The sequence below is a fragment of the Alpinimonas psychrophila genome (genome assembly GCF_014137865.1).
Classification (GTDB): domain Bacteria; phylum Actinomycetota; class Actinomycetes; order Actinomycetales; family Microbacteriaceae; genus Alpinimonas; species Alpinimonas psychrophila.
In genome coordinates this window covers 12,593-28,602 of the sequence record NZ_JACGWU010000003.1, presented here as the reverse complement: position 1 = coordinate 28,602, position 16,010 = coordinate 12,593, and the positions used below count along the sequence as shown (strand labels likewise).

The window sequence follows — 16,010 nt, the reverse complement described above, 5'->3', positions numbered from 1 at the left end:
AGAACGAATCCGACAGGTCGTCACAATCTCCAAAGGTTGGCCACAGGAAAGTGGGCTGCCAGCGCCATGCAAGAATTCACGGGCAGAGCCCCCTTCAGCTCACGGATGCGTCGGCCAAAATCCGTGACGGGCAGATTGGACAATCAGACGTCTTGCAGAGCTACTGCATCCGCCAAGCGGAAAGAAATGAAGCTAAATTGACGGCGGTTCGCGCCGACCTCGTTGCATCCATCGGAGCCCTCCCTAGAAGATCACGATGGGCTTGAGCGTAATCCCGGCGGCCGAGTCGTCAAATGCCTGATTGATATCGGCGAACGCATACTGCTTGGTGAGCTTGTCAAAGGGAAATAGTCCACGCTCATAGAGATCGACCAACTGCGGAACAAACTGTGAGGGCACGGAATCACCCTCAACGACCATGGTGACGGTAATCCCCATGGGGAGGAGCGACCCAATGTCGAAGTTGGCATTTGTTCCCAGTGCAGCGGCGCCGACGACGACCGCGTGGCCGCGAACGGCGAGCGCTTTTGTCATGTTGGTGAAGACTGCGGGAACGCCCGTGGTCTCCAGAGCGTATTGCGCTCCCCCATCCGTAATTTTTTGGATCTCTTTGACAACATCAGCGGTGGCGGCGGCATTGATCGTGTGCGTCGCACCCAGCTCGCGGGCAAAAGTCAGTCGACTCTCGTGCACGTCGACGGCGATGATGGTCGTGCAATTGGCAATAACGGCGGCCAAGAGACCTGACAGCCCCACGGCTCCAGCACCGAAGATCACAATGGAGGACCCGGCCGCCGGGTTCAGGCTGTTCAAGACTGCTCCGGCGCCGGTTTGAATCCCGCACCCCAGTGGTGCCAACGCCTCAAGGGGTGCGGTCTTCGAGACCTTGACCACCGAGTTGACCGACACATTGGCATATTCGGCGAAGGAACTCTGGCCGAAGAAGTGTGACGAAATTTGCTCGCCGCCCAAACTGAATCCGGAGGAACCGTCGGCGCGACGACCACCAAAGTTAGCCCCGAAAAAGTTGGTGCAATAGGAGGGGAGGCCAGCGGCGCAGTTGGCGCATTCGCCACAGTGGTCGAAACTCAGGAGGACGTGGTCGCCAACAGCCACCTTGGTAACGCTGGAACCGATGGCATCCACAACACCAGCACCCTCATGACCAAGAACAGCGGGGAGCGGAGTGGGGTACCACTGGTCCCGCACGATTGCATCGGTGTGGCAAACGCCACTGGCGACCATGCGAATGCGCACCTCCGTGGCGCGAGGCTCATCAAGATCAATCTCCACAATCTCAAGGGGCTGTTCCTTGGCGAATGCGACGGCGGCGGTAGTTTTCACGATTAACTCTCCTCGAACGAGCGAACTTTGACGTCTCTAACGTTAACGCCGGTTTATCGCGGACCGCAACGTGTGCCCCACTGCGCTCTATCGCAAGGCATTAGCACGCACGCGCAAGGCTCACGGGCCTCGAATCGTTCATACTGTGAGGGAAGACATACTTGGCGATTTAAGAAACAAGGCTGACAATGACGTCCAACCAGAAACCGAACGTGAGTGCAACGGCACAGTGGTTGACTCTCGACGGCGTCATGCCTGGTTTCACGACAAATCAGGCGCCTAGGTCTCGTGATCTCGAAGGTCTCTTGGTGCGCACCCTGTGGGCCGATGGCACCCTCATTGATCACAATTTCGAGCCAGATGGCCTCACGTGGCACTACCTCACGAATCACGGCGATCGGCGTGGGTACGACCCCTGCGAAGTTTTTGAGATCGACGAGGGACTCTATTATCTTCAGTTTCAGCGCGATGACCGTCCTATCGAGGCGCCCTCCGTATTCTTTGATCTGACCCGCGGGGTGGGGCTCTCTGTCATCGCCACAATTGACGACGTCACGGACGGAATGTTGACTGTTCGGCACCAATTTGAGCCGTTCACGATTGTCGGCAGCGAGCCTACCGGCGCAATGCCCGTTGTCTCCCCTGTGGACGCGAAGGGCCAGTCGACGTGCGAAATCCGATCCGGTATTTTTGTGGCAACGTGGCGTGAAAAAGTTGTCCCGCGCGGGGCCGTCATCATCGCTGACCGCCGCGATGAACATAACCCTCGCAGCCGAGGGGCAGTATTTGGCCTCGATTCCTCGGGTACGGAGACGGTCCACTTCACTTTCGGCACCGACGACACCGATGGCGCTCTGCTCTCCACCACAAACCCCCACCAAGAGAGGTGAATTCTTACCATGGCGAAGAAAACGGCCGCTGACCTCATCGTTCGCAATGCCCGAATTGCGACTCTGAATCCCGGGGCCCCGTGGGCCGATACCTTGGCCATCAAGAATGGTCGAGTTCTCACCGTTGGAACCGTGGCAGAGATTCACGCTGCTCATCACGGTCCTGATTCTGTCGTGCACGACATGCAGGGTGCTTTTCTCATGCCGGGACTCCATGACGCTCACAACCATCACCAAATTGGCGGCAAGGCCGACCTCATGGAGGTCAATTTTCTTCCGACGGCTTCGCTCGATGCGATCCTTGAGACCATCAGCGACTATGCCGAAAACCTCACCCCCGGCTCCTGGATCGTCGGCGGCTCGTGGGGTAGCACGTTGCTCGAAGAGCTGTCGGCTTCGGGAACGCTGACTCGCCTTGATGAGGCCACGGGCAACCATCCGGCACTGTTCGTCGATGACAGCCACCACAACAAGTGGGCCAATAGTGCGGCGCTGAGTCTCGCCGACATTACGGCCGTAACCCCAGACCCCGCCGAGGGGCGCATCGAACGCTCCCCCACCGGCGACCCCACCGGCGTGCTGCTCGAAACGGCCGGCGTCATGGTTGAGAAAGTCATGGCGGCAGCAAACCGCCTCAGCATCGAGCAGTGGGCAGATACCTCCGAACGGGGCATCCAGATTCTGCATCGTTATGGCGTGACCGCTTTTCAGGACGCCGGGGCGTGCCTCGAACTGATGACCGCGATGAAGAAAATGGATGATGAAGGCCGTCTTAAGGCGTGGGCCGTCTCGTGCATGATGGCCAACGACATGATCTTCGGGGCCGACCCCGTGGGCGATGGACTGGTCTGGGGTGGCGAAGCATTTCGAACCGAGCACCACCTCCCCGACTTCATCAAGATTTTTCTGGACGGCATTCCGCCGACCCGCACGGCCTGTTTTCTCGAGCCATACCTGCCTGATGCCGAACATGGCGCGAACCACCATGGACACACTGCCATGTCGCCCGACACACTGACACACTGGCTCATTCGCGCGGCGAAAGCGGGACTCTCCGCCAAGATTCACTGCACCGGCGATGGGGCGGTTCGCCAGGTGCTGGACTCCGTAGAAATTCTGCGGGGCCAGGGTCTCACGAAAACGGCCGTTCATATCGCCCACGGCCAATTCGTCTCGGTTGCGGACATCCCCCGGATGGCACGCCTTGCCGTGACGGCCGAGATTTCGCCGTCGCTGTGGTTTCCCGGCGTGATCTTTGAGGCGATCAAACTCGTGATTGGCGAAGAGCGCGCCACGCACATGCAACCCAACCGGTTGCTCCTAGATGAGGGGGCCGTCGTCATCGGGGGCTCCGACTGGCCCGTGGTCCCAATCCCCAACCCCTGGCTCGGAATCGAAGGCCTCATCACGCGCGCGGATCCCAACGGCGAGTTTCCCGGAACTCTATGGCTGGAACAGGCGCTTTCCGTCGATGAAGCCATCGCGGTCTACACGACAGCAGCGTCGAAGGCCATGGGGCTGGACGCCATCACTGGCAGTCTCGAGCCTGGAAAGTCGGCGGATTTCATCGTGCTGGATCGCAATCCGTGGGAGATTCCTGCGACCGACATCGCCGACACCGTGGTGCTTCAGACGTGGTTCGCGGGCGAAAAGGTCTACGAACGCTAGCTCATACTGGCGTTTTGCAACGGCGGCTACCGTCCCGGTCGTTTCATCGGCGATGATCGACGATGGGATTGCGCCGAAGTCATCCCACTCGGCGGCAATGCGGCCGAACACGTTCTCAAAGACAGCCGGTAGCCCCACAAACGTTCCGGCGTAGGCGCTCCCCGCCGATTCGGTCCATACGATGTTCGGCGAGAGATCGGCGAAAGCGGCCTCCATGTCGCCTGCGGCGGAGTTCGCGTAGTGAGCGGTGACAACATCGCGAGCAGAACGGGCAGAAGACATGAAGGAATCTTTCGTCGAGTCGAGCAAAGCGTAAAAAGTGGTCTTACTTTCCGTCGAGGATGAACTCGGCCGCTTTCTCACCGATGACCATTGACGGGGCGTTAGTGTTTCCAGTCGACACAAAAGGCATGACCGAGGCATCCGCCACGCGCAGCCCTTCAATGCCGTAAACGTGCAACGTGGGCGTCACGACGGCAAGCTCATCAATCCCCATTTTCGTCGTGCCCACCTGGTGGTGGTAGGTGATGGCGTTGTGGCGAATGTAGTCCGCGATCTGCTCATCGGTGACGACGTCAGCGCCGGGGTATACCTCGACTGCCCCCCACTCATCGGCGAGCGCCGCCTGCGCACCAACGCGACGAGCCTCCTTGACCGAGAACACGAGACTCGTGACGTCATCATCATTCTCGAGAATATGGGGGTCCTGCAAGGTTGGCGCGTGCGGGTCCTTGGCAGAGAGTTTGAACGTTCCACGGCTCTTGGGGGTAACGAGACCGCCCATGATGGTGAAGCCCGTTGCCGGAGCATCGGGCATGGTGTCGGCGTTCGTCATAGGCACGCTAAAGATGATGGGCTGCGTGTCGGGCACGCTCAGGCCGGGGCGGCTGGTGGTAAACCAGTGCACCTGCGTGATCGGGACGTTGGCGGGCGGCGGGCCGACATCCTTCTTGGTGGTCTTAAAGATCACGGGAACAAGGAGGTGATCGTGCAAGTTTTCGCCGACCCCCGGAAGGTCCTTGACGACATTAATGCCGAGAGCTTCGAGGTCTTTCGTGGGGCCAATTCCCGATTGCAGCAACACTCGAGGAGAGTCGAGGGCGCCACCGCAGAGAACGACTTCGCCACCAGCCTTGATGAGAAGGGCGTGCACCTCTCCGTCTTTCTCGTATTCGACACCGACAGCACGACCGTCTTCGATGATGACGCGGTGAACCCAAGCGCCTGTCGTGATCTCGAGATTCGCGTTGCCCACAATGGGGTGCAAGTAGGCCCGGTAGGTGCTGAGGCGCTCACCGCCTCGCATGTTGAGTTGTTCGAAGTTGACGCCCTCTTGGCTTTCGCCGTTGTAGTCGGGGTTGAGGGGAACACCCGCCTGCTGGGCTGCCTCGAGACCGGAGACCTGAATGGGCGCCTTGGGGTAGTCGGTCGTCACGTCGAGGAGACCACCGGGACTCCGCAGAGGGGATGCCTCACCGATGTAGTTTTCGATCTTCTGGTAAACGGGGAGAACATCTTTCCACCCCCAGCCCGGGTTACCCGAAGCTTCCCAGCCGTCAAAGTCTGCGTGATTGCCGCGCACATAGATCGAGGCGTTGAGGGAATGGGAGCCGCCGAGAACTTTGCCGCGAGGCCAATGCAACTTTCGCCCAAAGGCGTCTTTTTGCGGCGTCGTAAAGTAGCCCCAATCGTCTTGACTGAGCCACAACTCGCCTAAGCGGCTGATGTCATGAATGGCGGGGTTCACATCGGGGCGTCCTGCTTCGAGCAGGCGTACCTTCTTGCCGGCGTCGACCAAGCGACGAGCAATGATGGACCCTGCGGTGCCACCGCCAACAATGATTACGTCAGGTTGTGTCGTCATGATGATCAGATTCCTCTTCGTTGAGTGCCTGCGACTATCTTCACTCAGAGTATGGCCGTGTGGTTGTCGGAACCTGAAGTCCGAATTGACCACGGGCGAACAGTTCGCGGTGCGCCTACCTGCTTTCTCCCTGCGGCAAGCTGAGCGCGCCCTCCATGGTCGAAACTGAAGTTGTTGATCTCAAAGAGGAGAATCCCATGGTTATGTCAGGATCCATTGCTGATTTTCGCGCCCGTGTGGCGGCGGATGCGCGCGCCGTTTCGTTCGAAGCTCGTCGCCTCGCCGTGGAAACGAAACCGACGCTGGGAATCTTTTGGGCGGTGGCCGACGACGCTGTCGCACGTTCCTCCGATGGCCCATTGGCGGGCATCCCTTTCGCAGTTAAGGACAATGTCGAGACGGCCGGACTCCCGGCCACCAGTGGCACGCCAGCCCTCCTCGGTTCCATTCCCGCGTTAGACGCCGAGGTCGTTGCCCGTATCCGGAAGGCGGGCGCCGACATGGTGGGCAAGGTCGGCATGCACGAACTGGGCTTCGGGACCACCAGCAACAACGCGACTTTTGGGGCCGTGCATAACCCCGTGGATCCAACTCGAGTGCCCGGGGGCTCCAGCGGTGGATCCGCGGCGGCCGTTGCCGCTGGCATCGTCGCCTTCGCGGTGGGGAATGACACGGGCGGCTCAATGCGCATTCCCGCTGCGTTCTGCGGCGTCGTTGGCATGCGTCCGACGACAGGAAGATATCCCGGAGCGGGCATGATCGCCCTCTCTCCCACGCGCGACACCGCAGGAATCTTCGCCCACACGGTCGCAGATGTGGCCGAGGTCGATGCGATCATCACGGGTGATGCTCCGCTGCTCCCCATCACCGCCGACCAGATTCGCTTAGGGGTCCCTCGGCCCGGCTTCTTCGACCTGCTGAGCGCGGAGGTGCGCGTGGCCACCGAGGAGGCGATTGAGGCTTTTCGACGTGCGGGGGTCGTGATCATAGAAACCGAGGTTGTCGATGCGCAGGCGATTGCCGAGGCCGCTGCCATGCCCGTCGTTGCCTACGAAACCCTGAACGGCTTCGACACGTACCTGCAGAGTCTTCCCGAACCGTTCGGTTCGTTGACGATTCAGGATGTTGCCGCCCAGGTTGCCTCTCCCGATGTTCGCGCCATCATGGAAAACCTCCTGGCGGCCCCCGTATCGTTCGAGGCCTACGAGAGCGCGCTCGATGCCAAAGAGGTTCTCGCGTTGGCCTACGCGAATGCGTTTGCGAAAGATAGTCTCGACGCCCTGATCTACCCCACCGTTCCCGTGACCGCGCCCGTCATTGGGGAGTCGACGGTGGATATTGACGGCATCGCTCTGCCGCACTTCGCCACCACAATTCGCAACACTGATCCCGGAAGCCTGACGGGTCAGCCTGCGCTCAGCATCCCGCTGCCGCGAGCCGCCGGGCAGCTCCCCATTGGCTTGGGGATTGAAGGCGCCATCGGGGCGGACCGTCATGTGTTGGCCGTCGCGGTCACGTTGGAAGCAATTTTGGCGGGGCACTAACCCCGCAATCTGCGCTGCGTACGGGAGGGGTTGACGGTTGCCCCAAATCGTATATGATTTCAAATACCACTCGCGAGGAAGCGGAGAGACCATGACTGTTGTTCCCTTGAACAACGAATTCACGCCCGGCAAGATCATTGCCCTGCACTTGAATTACCCCTCACGCATTGCCCAACGCGGTCGCATTCCCGCGCACCCTTCCTATTTTGTTAAGCCTTCGACATCGTTGTCCTCGACCGGGAAAGTACTCGAGCGTCCCGCGGGAACCGAGCTTCTGGCCTTCGAAGGCGAGATTGCACTCATCATCGGTACCGAAGTTCGCCGCGTCACCCCCGAGGACGGGTGGGCTGCCGTCTCCGGCATTACCGCTGCGAACGACTTTGGTGTCTACGACCTGCGCTACGCCGACAAGGGGTCAAACCTGCGCTCCAAGGGGGGTGACGGTTTCACGCCCATGGGTCCGTCTGTCATCGACGCCCGCCAGATTGATCCCACAGCCCTGCGCGTGCGCACCTGGGTCAATGGTGAACTCGTGCAAGACGACACCACCACAGACCTCGCTTTTCCTTTTAGTGTGCTCGTCTCCGACTTGTCGCAACTCATGACTCTGGAGGTGGGCGACGTGATCTTGACCGGAACCCCTGCGGGCTCTTCCGTGGTCGTTCCCGGCGACACCGTCGAGGTGGAGGTGGACGCGCCCACGGCATCCGGAAGCCCGACTACGGGGCGCCTCGTTACCCCCATCATCGAGGGCACCGCGCCCCTGCCCGCTTATAGCCCCGGCCCCAAGGTCGACGACCTCCAGCGGGCCGAGGCCTGGGGCTCTGCCGAAGCCGCCGGAATCACTCCGGTAGCTAGCACCTTGACCCCCGAGCTCAAGGCCCGCATCAACTCCGTCGGAACCGCAACGCTGAGCTCGCAACTGCGCAAGCGCGGATTCAACAATGTGAGCATCGACGGCCTGAAATCGACCCGGCCCGAGACTCGCCTGGTTGGCCTGGCCCGAACCCTGCGCTACATCCCACATCGCGAAGACCTCTTTGAGAAATTCGGTGGCGGATACAATGCCCAGAAGCGTGCCTTCGATGCTCTCGGCCCCGATGACGTTCTCGTCATGGAAGCACGCGGCGAAAGAGGTACCGGCACCGTGGGCGACATTCTGGCGCTTCGCGCCCAGATCAAAGGAGCCGCCGGAATTGTCACCGATGGTGGGGTTCGCGACCTCGCTGCCGTCTCAGCCCTCGATATTCCGACCTATCACGCGGGGGGTCATCCGGCCGTCTTGGGCCGTCGCCACGTGCCGTGGGACTTCGATCTCACTATCGGATGCGGTGGCGCAGCGGTTCAACCCGGCGATGTAATTGTGGGCGACGCCGACGGCGTGCTCGTCATCCCGCCGTATCTGATCGAAGAAGTTGTAGCCGATTCAATTGTGCAGGAACAGGAAGAGACCTATATCGCCGAGATGGTAGCGGGCGGCGAAGGCGTCGACGGCCTGTACCCAATGAACGCTTCATGGAAAGCGAAGTTCGTCGTCTGGCTGGCGGCACGCTCATGACGTCCCTGACGGAAGAGATTGCTGTCACCCACACTCTCGTTCCCAGCAAGGCCGAGCGGGCCTACGTGTACATCAAGGACAACATCACCAACGGTACGTTCGGACCAGGATTCCGCCTCGTTCTCGGCCAGACCGCTGCCGAACTCGACATCAGTGCGGTGCCCGTTCGCGAAGCCATCCGACGTCTCGAAGCCGAGGGACTCGTCACGTTTACGCAGAACGTTGGCGCGCAGGTCGTTGCCACCGATGCCCGTGAATATCGGTACACCATGGAGACGCTCAGCCTTGTCGAGGGCATGGCCACAGCCATGGCGGCACCCTTTTTGGAGGCCAGTGATATCGCCTCCGCTCGCGCCATCAATGCCGAGATGCGTGAGGTCCTCACGGCGTTTGACGCCAAACAGTTTACGGCACTGAACCACGACTTCCACTCGGTGATTTTCGAGCACTGCTCGAATTTGCACATTCTTGATCTCGTGCACCGTGGCTGGAATCGTCTGGCCACAATTCGCGAATCCATGTTCACCTATATTCCGGGCCGCGCTCAGGACTCGGTGCGCGAGCACGATGATTTGCTGAGCCTGATTGAGAGTGGCGCCGACGCGCTCACCATCGAGCTGGCCGCGCGCGAGCACCGCCTCAGCACACTCCGAGCCTTTCTCGAATCTCCCGGCCACGCCGAACATCCCTCCGTTTCCTAAAGACTGACCGACATCTCACGCCACACTGGAAAGGCACCTCACAATGAAGTTCAGAAGCGATCCCCGCTCGATGCGCGGCTCCCTCGCGCCGCTCATGACCCCGTTCAACACTGACGGTTCCGTAGACCATGATTCCTTGGCGAACCTCGTCAACTGGCAGCTCGCCAATGGCACCAACGGCATCTCGCTTGGCGGTTCAACCGGTGAGCCCAGCTCGCAGACCGTGGCCGAACGCATCGCGGCAATCAAGACGGTTAACGATGCCATTGGCGATCGCGTGCCCTTCATGCCCGGAACGGGTTCCGCCAAGCTTGACGAGACGCTCGAGGTCACGGCTGCCGCGCAAGAGATGGGTGTTGATGCTGCCCTCATCATCACGCCCTACTACGCTCGTCCCACGCAGGAGGCCCTGTACCAATGGTATGCGACCGTAGCGCGCGAGTTTCCCGATATGCCCCTCGTGGCATATAACGTTCCGAGTCGCACCGCCGTGGAGCTCGACCCCGAGACTTTTGCGCGCTTGTACCGTGACTTCGATAACATCGTCGGCATCAAGGAGACCACCAAGGACTTCGAGCACTTCTCCAGAGTCTTCCACCTGTGCGGCAGCAACGTTCTCATGTGGTCGGGCATCGAACTCTTGTGCCTCCCCCTGCTCGCCTTGGGCGGCATCGGCTTCATCTCGGCACTGTCGAACATTGCCCCCCAGGCCGTCTCCGATATGTTCTGGGCCTACGAAGAAGGTAACTTCGAGCGTGCCCGCGAGATTCACTATGGCGTTCACCCCCTCGTCGACCTGCTGTTCGTTGAAACCAACCCAGCTCCCGGCAAGTATGTCCTCGAGCGCATGGGCCTGGTGAAGAGTGGCCTCGTTCGCCCCCCACTGATCACTCCCACTCCCGGCGGCATCGAGAAGATTGAAAAGCTTCTGGCCCAGGGCGAAAAGTGGATCACTCCTGTCCTTCCCGAGTTCGACATGCGGAGAAAGTAACCATGACGATTCAACCGATCCCCAAAAATCTTCCGGCCCACCTTCAGCACTTCATCGATGGCAAATTTGTCGACTCGCTTGACGGTGCCACATTCGACGTGCTCGAGCCCGTCTCAAACGAGACCTACATCACGGCTGCGTCGGCGAGCGAAGCCGATGTCAACTTGGCCGTTGCCGCAGCCAAGCGTGCCTTTCACGAGGGCCCGTGGCCGCGGATGCTTCCCCGCGAGCGCTCGCGCATCCTTCATAATGTCGCCGACATCGTGGAGTCGCGTGATGCGTTGCTCGCAGAACTCGAGTCCTACGACTCCGGCTTGCCCATCACTCAGGCGCTCGGTCAGGCTCGTCGCGCCGCCGAGAACTTTCGCTTCTTCGCTGACCTGATCGTCGCCCAACAGGACAACGCCTTCAAGGTTCCTGGTCGCCAGATGAACTACGTGAACCGCAAGCCCATTGGGGTTGCTGGGCTCATCACGCCGTGGAATGTGCCGTTCATGCAGGAGTCGTGGAAACTGGGGCCCGCAATGGCAACCGGTAACACGGTCGTGCTGAAGCCCGCTAGCTACACGCCGCTCTCGGCCGTTCTGTGGCCGGACATCTTTCGTGAGGCTGGTGTGCCCGATGGGGTCTTTAACCTCATCCTCGGCCCCGGCGGTATCGCCGGAGACGCTCTCGTCAAGCACCCCGACGTTCCGTTGATTTCCTTCACTGGTGACAGTTCTACCGGTGCCATGCTTTCGACCAACGCGGCTCCCCTCCTAAAGAGTCTGTCATTGGAGCTCGGCGGCAAGTCTCCCGCTGTGGTCTTCGCCGATGCAGACCTTGAGGCCGCGCTGGACGCTACCGTCTTTGGCGCGTTCAGCCTGAACGGCGAGCGCTGCACGGCCGGCAGCCGTGTGCTCGTTCAGCGCGAGATCTACGACGACTTCATTGAGCGCTACGCGACACGCGCCCGCAACATTGTGGTGGGGCTTCCCACCGATGCCGCGAGCGAAATCAGTGCCCTGGTTCACCCGAATCACTTTGATAAGGTGATGAGCTATATCGAGATCGGCAAGGGAGAAGGTCGTCTCCTCGCTGGTGGTGGGCGCCCTGAAGGATTCCCGACGGGTAACTTCATTGCCCCGACCGTGTTTGTCGACGTCAAGCCCGAAGCACGCATCTTCCAAGAAGAGATCTTCGGTCCCGTCGTTGCCATCACCCCGTTTGACACCGATGAAGAAGCCCTCGAACTCGCCAACAACACCAAGTACGGTCTCGCGGCCTACGTGTGGACGTCGAACCTCAAACGTGCGCACAACTTCGCACATGCCATCGAGTCAGGAATGGTGTGGCTGAACTCCAACAACGTGCGCGACCTGCGCACCCCGTTTGGGGGCGTCAAGGCCTCGGGCCTCGGGCGTGAAGGCGGCTACCGCTCGATTGACTTCTACACAACGCAACAATCGGTGCAGATCTCGCTGGAAGAATCTCACTCCCCGCGCTTCGGTGTCGGCAACGGTTCCGCCAGCAGCGCCGGCAGCACCGGCAGCACCGGCAGCACCGCCAAGCACTAACACCTTTTCTACTGACTCCCAAGGAGGAGAGCCATGTCAAACCCGATCCCCACCCCCACAGCGCCGGCACCCGACATCCTTCGGTGCGCCTACATGGAAATCGTCGTCACCGACCTCGCCGCATCCCGCGAGTTTTACGTCGATATTCTCGGTCTCGTCGTCACCGAAGAGGACGAAAACGCCATCTACCTGCGCTCGTTCGAAGAGTTCATTCACCACAACCTCGTTCTGCGCAAAGGCCCTATCGCCGCGGTTGCCGCGTTCTCCTTCCGAGTGCGCAGTAACGCCGACGTGGACGCCGCTCAGAAGTACTACGAGGAGCTCGGCTGCAAGGTTGAGCGTCGCAAGGAGGGTTTCGTCAAGGGCATAGGCGACTCCCTGCGCGTAGAAGACCCTCTGGGCTTTCCCTACGAGTTCTTCTTCGAGACAACTCACGTCGAGCGCTTGGCGTGGGCCTATGACCTTCAGACTCCCGGTGCTCTCGTGCGCCTGGATCACTTCAACCAGGTCACCCCGGATGTTCCCCGCGCGGTCGCCTACGTCGAAGACCTCGGCTTCAAGGTCACCGAAGACATCAGCGACTCGGATGGCGTTGTCTACGCCGCGTGGGTTCGCCGCAAAGACACCGTGCATGACACCGCGATGACTGGAGGCGATGGTCCCCGCATGCACCACGTTGCTTTCTCGACTCACGAGAAGCACAACATCATCGCCATTTGCGACAAGCTCGGCGCCCTGCGCAAGTCGGATCACATCGAACGAGGTCCCGGTCGTCACGGTGTCTCGAACGCCTTCTATCTCTATCTGCGGGACCCCGACGGCCACCGCGTCGAGATTTACACGCAGGATTACTACACCGGCGACCCCGACAACCCCCGCGTTTCGTGGGATGTCCACGACAACCAGCGTCGCGACTGGTGGGGCAACGCCGTGGTCCCCAGCTGGTACACGGAGGCATCCCTCGTGCTCGATCTGGAAGGCAACCCTCAGCCGGTCATCGAGCGCGCTGATCCCAGCGAGCTCGCCCAGACCATCGGTGCGGATGGATTCTCCTACACGCGCAAGGACGACAAGGAGCACGGCTTCAAGCTAGGTCACCAGCTCTAGGCGCCACACAATCCGGCCTCTGCCGCGAGACCTGGCGAAACACCGCGAAATCCGGGTTAATTCGGAGATCTGACGCCGAGATCCCACGAAATCCGGGCCACCGCATCGCGAGGTCGGATTTCGTGAGGTCTCGATGAAATTGTTACTCGAGAGACCAAATCTCAAGGCATCCGCGAGGGACTCCGAGAGGCCCCGGCGCGAAACATGGGCTCGTGGGCTCGTGGGCTCGCCGGCTAGACGGTGATGGAGTCGGCGAGCTCGCCAATCTTGCGGGCAACCCCCGCAAACTTCGCGAGCTCTTCCGACTCCAGAGGCTCCTCGAGTACCCGAACGAGCCCGGTCGGCCCCAGAATGCACGGGGTTGATGAGCTGATCCCCATCACGCCGTAGGAGCCCTCGAGAATCACGGAGGCCGGGAACGGGTCCTCGGTTCCATGCACGACGGCCTCCACCATGAGGGCACCGCCTAGACCCGAGCTCCACGTGGAGGTGCGCGCGGAATCCAACGCCACGTGCCTGATGTACCAGTTGTCGATGTAGTCGAGCACGATGTCACGCTGGGCGGATGTGAGCGTGACAGGCTTGCCATTCACGCGCACGCTGCTCCAGACCGGGACTTGCCCTGCTCCGTGCTCGCCAACGACGACCCCGGTCACCGTTTGGGGCGCGATGCCCAGAGCCACTGCAATGCCCGTTCGGAATCGCTGCGTGTCGTTGAGGGTGTACCCGAGCAAATGATTGCGAGACCAACCGGTGCGACGCGAGAGCCAGGTGAGCAGCGGGTCGACGGGATTCGTCATCAGAATGAAAACCCCACTCCACCCGCTGGCAACGAGCGGGTCGACGATGCCGGCGAGGAGGCTCGCGTTGTCGTGCAGAAAAACGTCCCGAGAGGTGTTCAGCCGCAAGGGGACAGCAGCACTGACCACCACAATGTCAGCATCCAGGGCATCGGATGCCGTGCCGCCGCGAATGGACCGCGCGCCTCCGAGGGAGAGCGCATCTTGGAGGTCCATTACGTGCGACGTGATCATGTTGTCGCGGTTATCGACGACGACGATGTCGTACGGTGTCTGCGTGCGCAGCAGGTTGAAAGCAACGGATGAACCGATACCGCCGGCTCCGCCAATGAGAACGATCTTCATGGTGGTGCCACCTCACTGATATTCGTCAGAAGACGAATCGATCTAGAACGGGTACGACGCGATGTCCGGGCGAAGCGTCAACCACTGCGTCTCTGTGAAGGCCTCAATGTTCGCCTCGGCACCGCCAAAGCGAGAACCCGTTCCCGACGAGCCAACGCCACCGAAAGGCGCATTGGCCTCGTCAGAAACAGTCTGCTCATTGATGTGAATGATTCCGCTGGGGATGGCATCCGCAATCTTCATTGCCTCACCAACATCACCGAGAATTCCGAGAGAGAGTCCGTAGTCACTGTCGGAAGCCAACGCGATAGCTTCTTCAATCGTCGAAAACTTCATAACGGGGGCGACGGGGCCAAAGATCTCGTCTTTCCACGCACTCATGGTCGGAGTGACGTCGGTGAGGACGGTGGGCTTGTAGAAGTTGCCTTCGTGGGTTCCCCCGGCTGACAGGGTTGCGCCCGCGGCGACCGTGGCGTCCACAATCGATTGAATGCGGGCCGTCTGGTTCGCGTCAATGATGGGACCCAAAGCAACCTGTTGCGTGGACGGGTCACCAACGGGAAGGTGCGACGCCTTCTCAGACAGCAGCGCCACATACTCATCATGCAAAGATTCGTGCACGATGTGACGCCCCGTGGTCATGCAAATCTGGCCCTGGTGCATAAAGGATCCAAATGCGCCGGCGGATGCCGCCTTGGCGAGGTCCGCTCCCGGAAGAATAATCAGAGCGTTGTTGCCCCCCAGCTCAAGGTGGGTGCGCTTCAGGTGACGGGCACCCAATTCGCCAACCTTGCGACCGGCTGCGGTCGAACCCGTGAATGAGACAACTCGGACTTCGGCTGCTGAAACAACGGCTTCGCCAACGTCAACGCCGCCGTTGACCAGTTGCAGAACGCCATCGGGCAACCCCGCCTCTTGGAAGATACGAACCAGAGAGACACCGGCACTTACTGCGGTACGAGGATCTGGCTTCAAAAGGACAGCGTTACCCAGCGCAATCGCCGGGGCAACCGAACGAATCGAGAGAATGAGCGGGAAGTTGAAGGGGGCAATAACCGTGACGACACCGACCGGGCGCTTGCGCGACATGCTCCAGCGGGCCTCGTTCGAGGGAAGCACATTTCCCATGGGGTGCGAGGGAAGCCCTGCTGCCTCAAAGCACTCGTTTGCCGCGATATGGGTTTCGAGCCCCGCTTTGGGGGGAATCGAACCGGCCTCCTTGACGAGCCACTCCTGAACTTCAGCAGCGTGAAGTTCCCACAAGTCGCCCGCCTTGCGTAAGACGGCTGCTCGCTCCTCAGGCTTCTTTGCAGCCCAGAGCTTCTGCGCGGCCGATGCAGCGGTTGCCGCAGCGGCAACGTCCTCGACAGACGCAAGACCCAACGATCCCAGCTTCTCGCCCGTGGCTGGGGCAACAACGTCACGCGTGCCACCGTTGCCGGCAACCCATCCGTTGATAAAAATTTTGTCATTCCACAGAGCGGGGTCGAGCAAGGTCATAACTTCTCCTAAGACGAGTGGCGGCACTGCCGTCGAAATTCACAGTCGTTCAAGCATGACACTAATCCGGGGGAACCCCCTCCATTTGTCCATGCGTGCAAAGGTTTTGTCAGCGAGTACACAGAGCGCGCTGAGCTTCGCA

12 protein-coding genes are annotated in these 16,010 nt (G+C 60.6%); 8 read left to right on the top strand and 4 right to left on the bottom strand.

Going from position 1 to position 16,010, the window contains the following annotated elements; translation table 11 throughout:
• Positions 1-243: 243 nt before the first annotated feature.
• The gene (locus tag FB555_RS11090; protein ID WP_182484568.1) at positions 244-1,344 is read right to left on the bottom strand and encodes a zinc-binding dehydrogenase; all 1,101 of its coding nucleotides are present in this window, start codon (positions 1,342-1,344) and stop codon (positions 244-246) included.
• A 188-nt stretch (positions 1,345-1,532) separates the two neighbouring features.
• Here FB555_RS11090 and FB555_RS05960 point away from each other — a divergent pair, with 188 nt between their 5' ends.
• The gene (locus tag FB555_RS05960; RefSeq protein WP_182484567.1) at positions 1,533-2,234 is read left to right on the top strand and encodes a MoaF N-terminal domain-containing protein; all 702 of its coding nucleotides are present in this window, start codon (positions 1,533-1,535) and stop codon (positions 2,232-2,234) included.
• 9 nt (positions 2,235-2,243) lie between these two features.
• Positions 2,244-3,902, top strand: a complete 1,659-nt coding sequence (locus FB555_RS05955) for an amidohydrolase (RefSeq protein WP_182484566.1) — start codon at positions 2,244-2,246, stop codon at positions 3,900-3,902.
• 325 nt (positions 3,903-4,227) lie between these two features.
• Here the strand turns inward: FB555_RS05955 and FB555_RS05950 are convergent, their stop codons facing one another.
• Complete coding sequence (locus FB555_RS05950; protein WP_182484565.1) at positions 4,228-5,766, bottom strand: GMC family oxidoreductase; 1,539 nt, start codon at positions 5,764-5,766, stop codon at positions 4,228-4,230.
• A gap of 155 nt (positions 5,767-5,921) precedes the next feature.
• On the opposite strand from FB555_RS05950, the gene FB555_RS05945 reads away from it, so the two are divergent.
• The 6 genes from FB555_RS05945 to hpaD all read left to right on the top strand — a co-directional run bounded on the left by FB555_RS05945 (position 5,922) and on the right by hpaD (position 13,223).
• Complete coding sequence (locus tag FB555_RS05945; RefSeq protein WP_182484564.1) at positions 5,922-7,310, top strand: amidase family protein; 1,389 nt, start codon at positions 5,922-5,924, stop codon at positions 7,308-7,310.
• 91 nt (positions 7,311-7,401) lie between these two features.
• Positions 7,402-8,868 carry a fumarylacetoacetate hydrolase family protein gene (locus FB555_RS05940; RefSeq protein ID WP_182484563.1) on the top strand — a complete coding sequence of 489 codons (1,467 nt, stop codon included), beginning with the start codon at positions 7,402-7,404 and terminating at the stop codon, positions 8,866-8,868.
• On the top strand, positions 8,865-9,569 hold the full coding sequence (locus tag FB555_RS05935) for a GntR family transcriptional regulator (RefSeq protein WP_182484746.1): 705 nt from the start codon (positions 8,865-8,867) through the stop codon (positions 9,567-9,569). The genes FB555_RS05940 and FB555_RS05935 overlap by 4 nt, the downstream gene beginning before the upstream one ends.
• Positions 9,570-9,612: 43 nt before the next feature.
• Entirely contained in the window at positions 9,613-10,560 is a 948-nt protein-coding gene (dapA, locus tag FB555_RS05930) for a 4-hydroxy-tetrahydrodipicolinate synthase (RefSeq protein WP_182484562.1), read from the top strand.
• A gap of 2 nt (positions 10,561-10,562) precedes the next feature.
• On the top strand, positions 10,563-12,116 hold the full coding sequence (locus FB555_RS05925; protein ID WP_182484561.1) for an aldehyde dehydrogenase: 1,554 nt from the start codon (positions 10,563-10,565) through the stop codon (positions 12,114-12,116).
• 33 nt (positions 12,117-12,149) lie between these two features.
• Positions 12,150-13,223, top strand: coding sequence for a 3,4-dihydroxyphenylacetate 2,3-dioxygenase (gene hpaD / locus FB555_RS05920; RefSeq protein ID WP_182484560.1), 1,074 nt, complete (start codon positions 12,150-12,152; stop codon positions 13,221-13,223).
• Between the two features lie 233 nt (positions 13,224-13,456).
• On the opposite strand, the gene FB555_RS05915 is transcribed toward hpaD, so the two are convergent.
• Both FB555_RS05915 and FB555_RS05910 read right to left on the bottom strand, forming a co-directional pair.
• Positions 13,457-14,368, bottom strand: coding sequence for a malate dehydrogenase (locus FB555_RS05915; protein WP_182484559.1), 912 nt, complete (start codon positions 14,366-14,368; stop codon positions 13,457-13,459).
• Between the two features lie 42 nt (positions 14,369-14,410).
• On the bottom strand, positions 14,411-15,868 hold the full coding sequence (locus FB555_RS05910; RefSeq protein ID WP_182484558.1) for a benzaldehyde dehydrogenase: 1,458 nt from the start codon (positions 15,866-15,868) through the stop codon (positions 14,411-14,413).
• Positions 15,869-16,010 lie beyond the last annotated feature (142 nt).

What these genes read in the sequence shown, in the direction of transcription:
- FB555_RS05960 (WP_182484567.1), top strand. Translation starts at nt 1,533, where the DNA reads ATGACGTCCAACCAGAAACCGAACGTGAGTGCAACGGCACAGTGGTTG.
- FB555_RS05955 (WP_182484566.1), top strand. Translation starts at nt 2,244, where the DNA reads ATGGCGAAGAAAACGGCCGCTGACCTCATCGTTCGCAATGCCCGAATT.
- FB555_RS05950 (WP_182484565.1), bottom strand. Translation starts at nt 5,766, where the DNA reads ATGACGACACAACCTGACGTAATCATTGTTGGCGGTGGCACCGCAGGG.
- FB555_RS05945 (WP_182484564.1), top strand. Translation starts at nt 5,922, where the DNA reads ATGGTCGAAACTGAAGTTGTTGATCTCAAAGAGGAGAATCCCATGGTT.
- FB555_RS05940 (WP_182484563.1), top strand. Translation starts at nt 7,402, where the DNA reads ATGACTGTTGTTCCCTTGAACAACGAATTCACGCCCGGCAAGATCATT.
- FB555_RS05935 (WP_182484746.1), top strand. Translation starts at nt 8,865, where the DNA reads ATGACGTCCCTGACGGAAGAGATTGCTGTCACCCACACTCTCGTTCCC.
- dapA (WP_182484562.1), top strand. Translation starts at nt 9,613, where the DNA reads ATGAAGTTCAGAAGCGATCCCCGCTCGATGCGCGGCTCCCTCGCGCCG.
- FB555_RS05925 (WP_182484561.1), top strand. Translation starts at nt 10,563, where the DNA reads ATGACGATTCAACCGATCCCCAAAAATCTTCCGGCCCACCTTCAGCAC.
- hpaD (WP_182484560.1), top strand. Translation starts at nt 12,150, where the DNA reads ATGTCAAACCCGATCCCCACCCCCACAGCGCCGGCACCCGACATCCTT.
- FB555_RS05915 (WP_182484559.1), bottom strand. Translation starts at nt 14,368, where the DNA reads ATGAAGATCGTTCTCATTGGCGGAGCCGGCGGTATCGGTTCATCCGTT.
- FB555_RS05910 (WP_182484558.1), bottom strand. Translation starts at nt 15,868, where the DNA reads ATGACCTTGCTCGACCCCGCTCTGTGGAATGACAAAATTTTTATCAAC.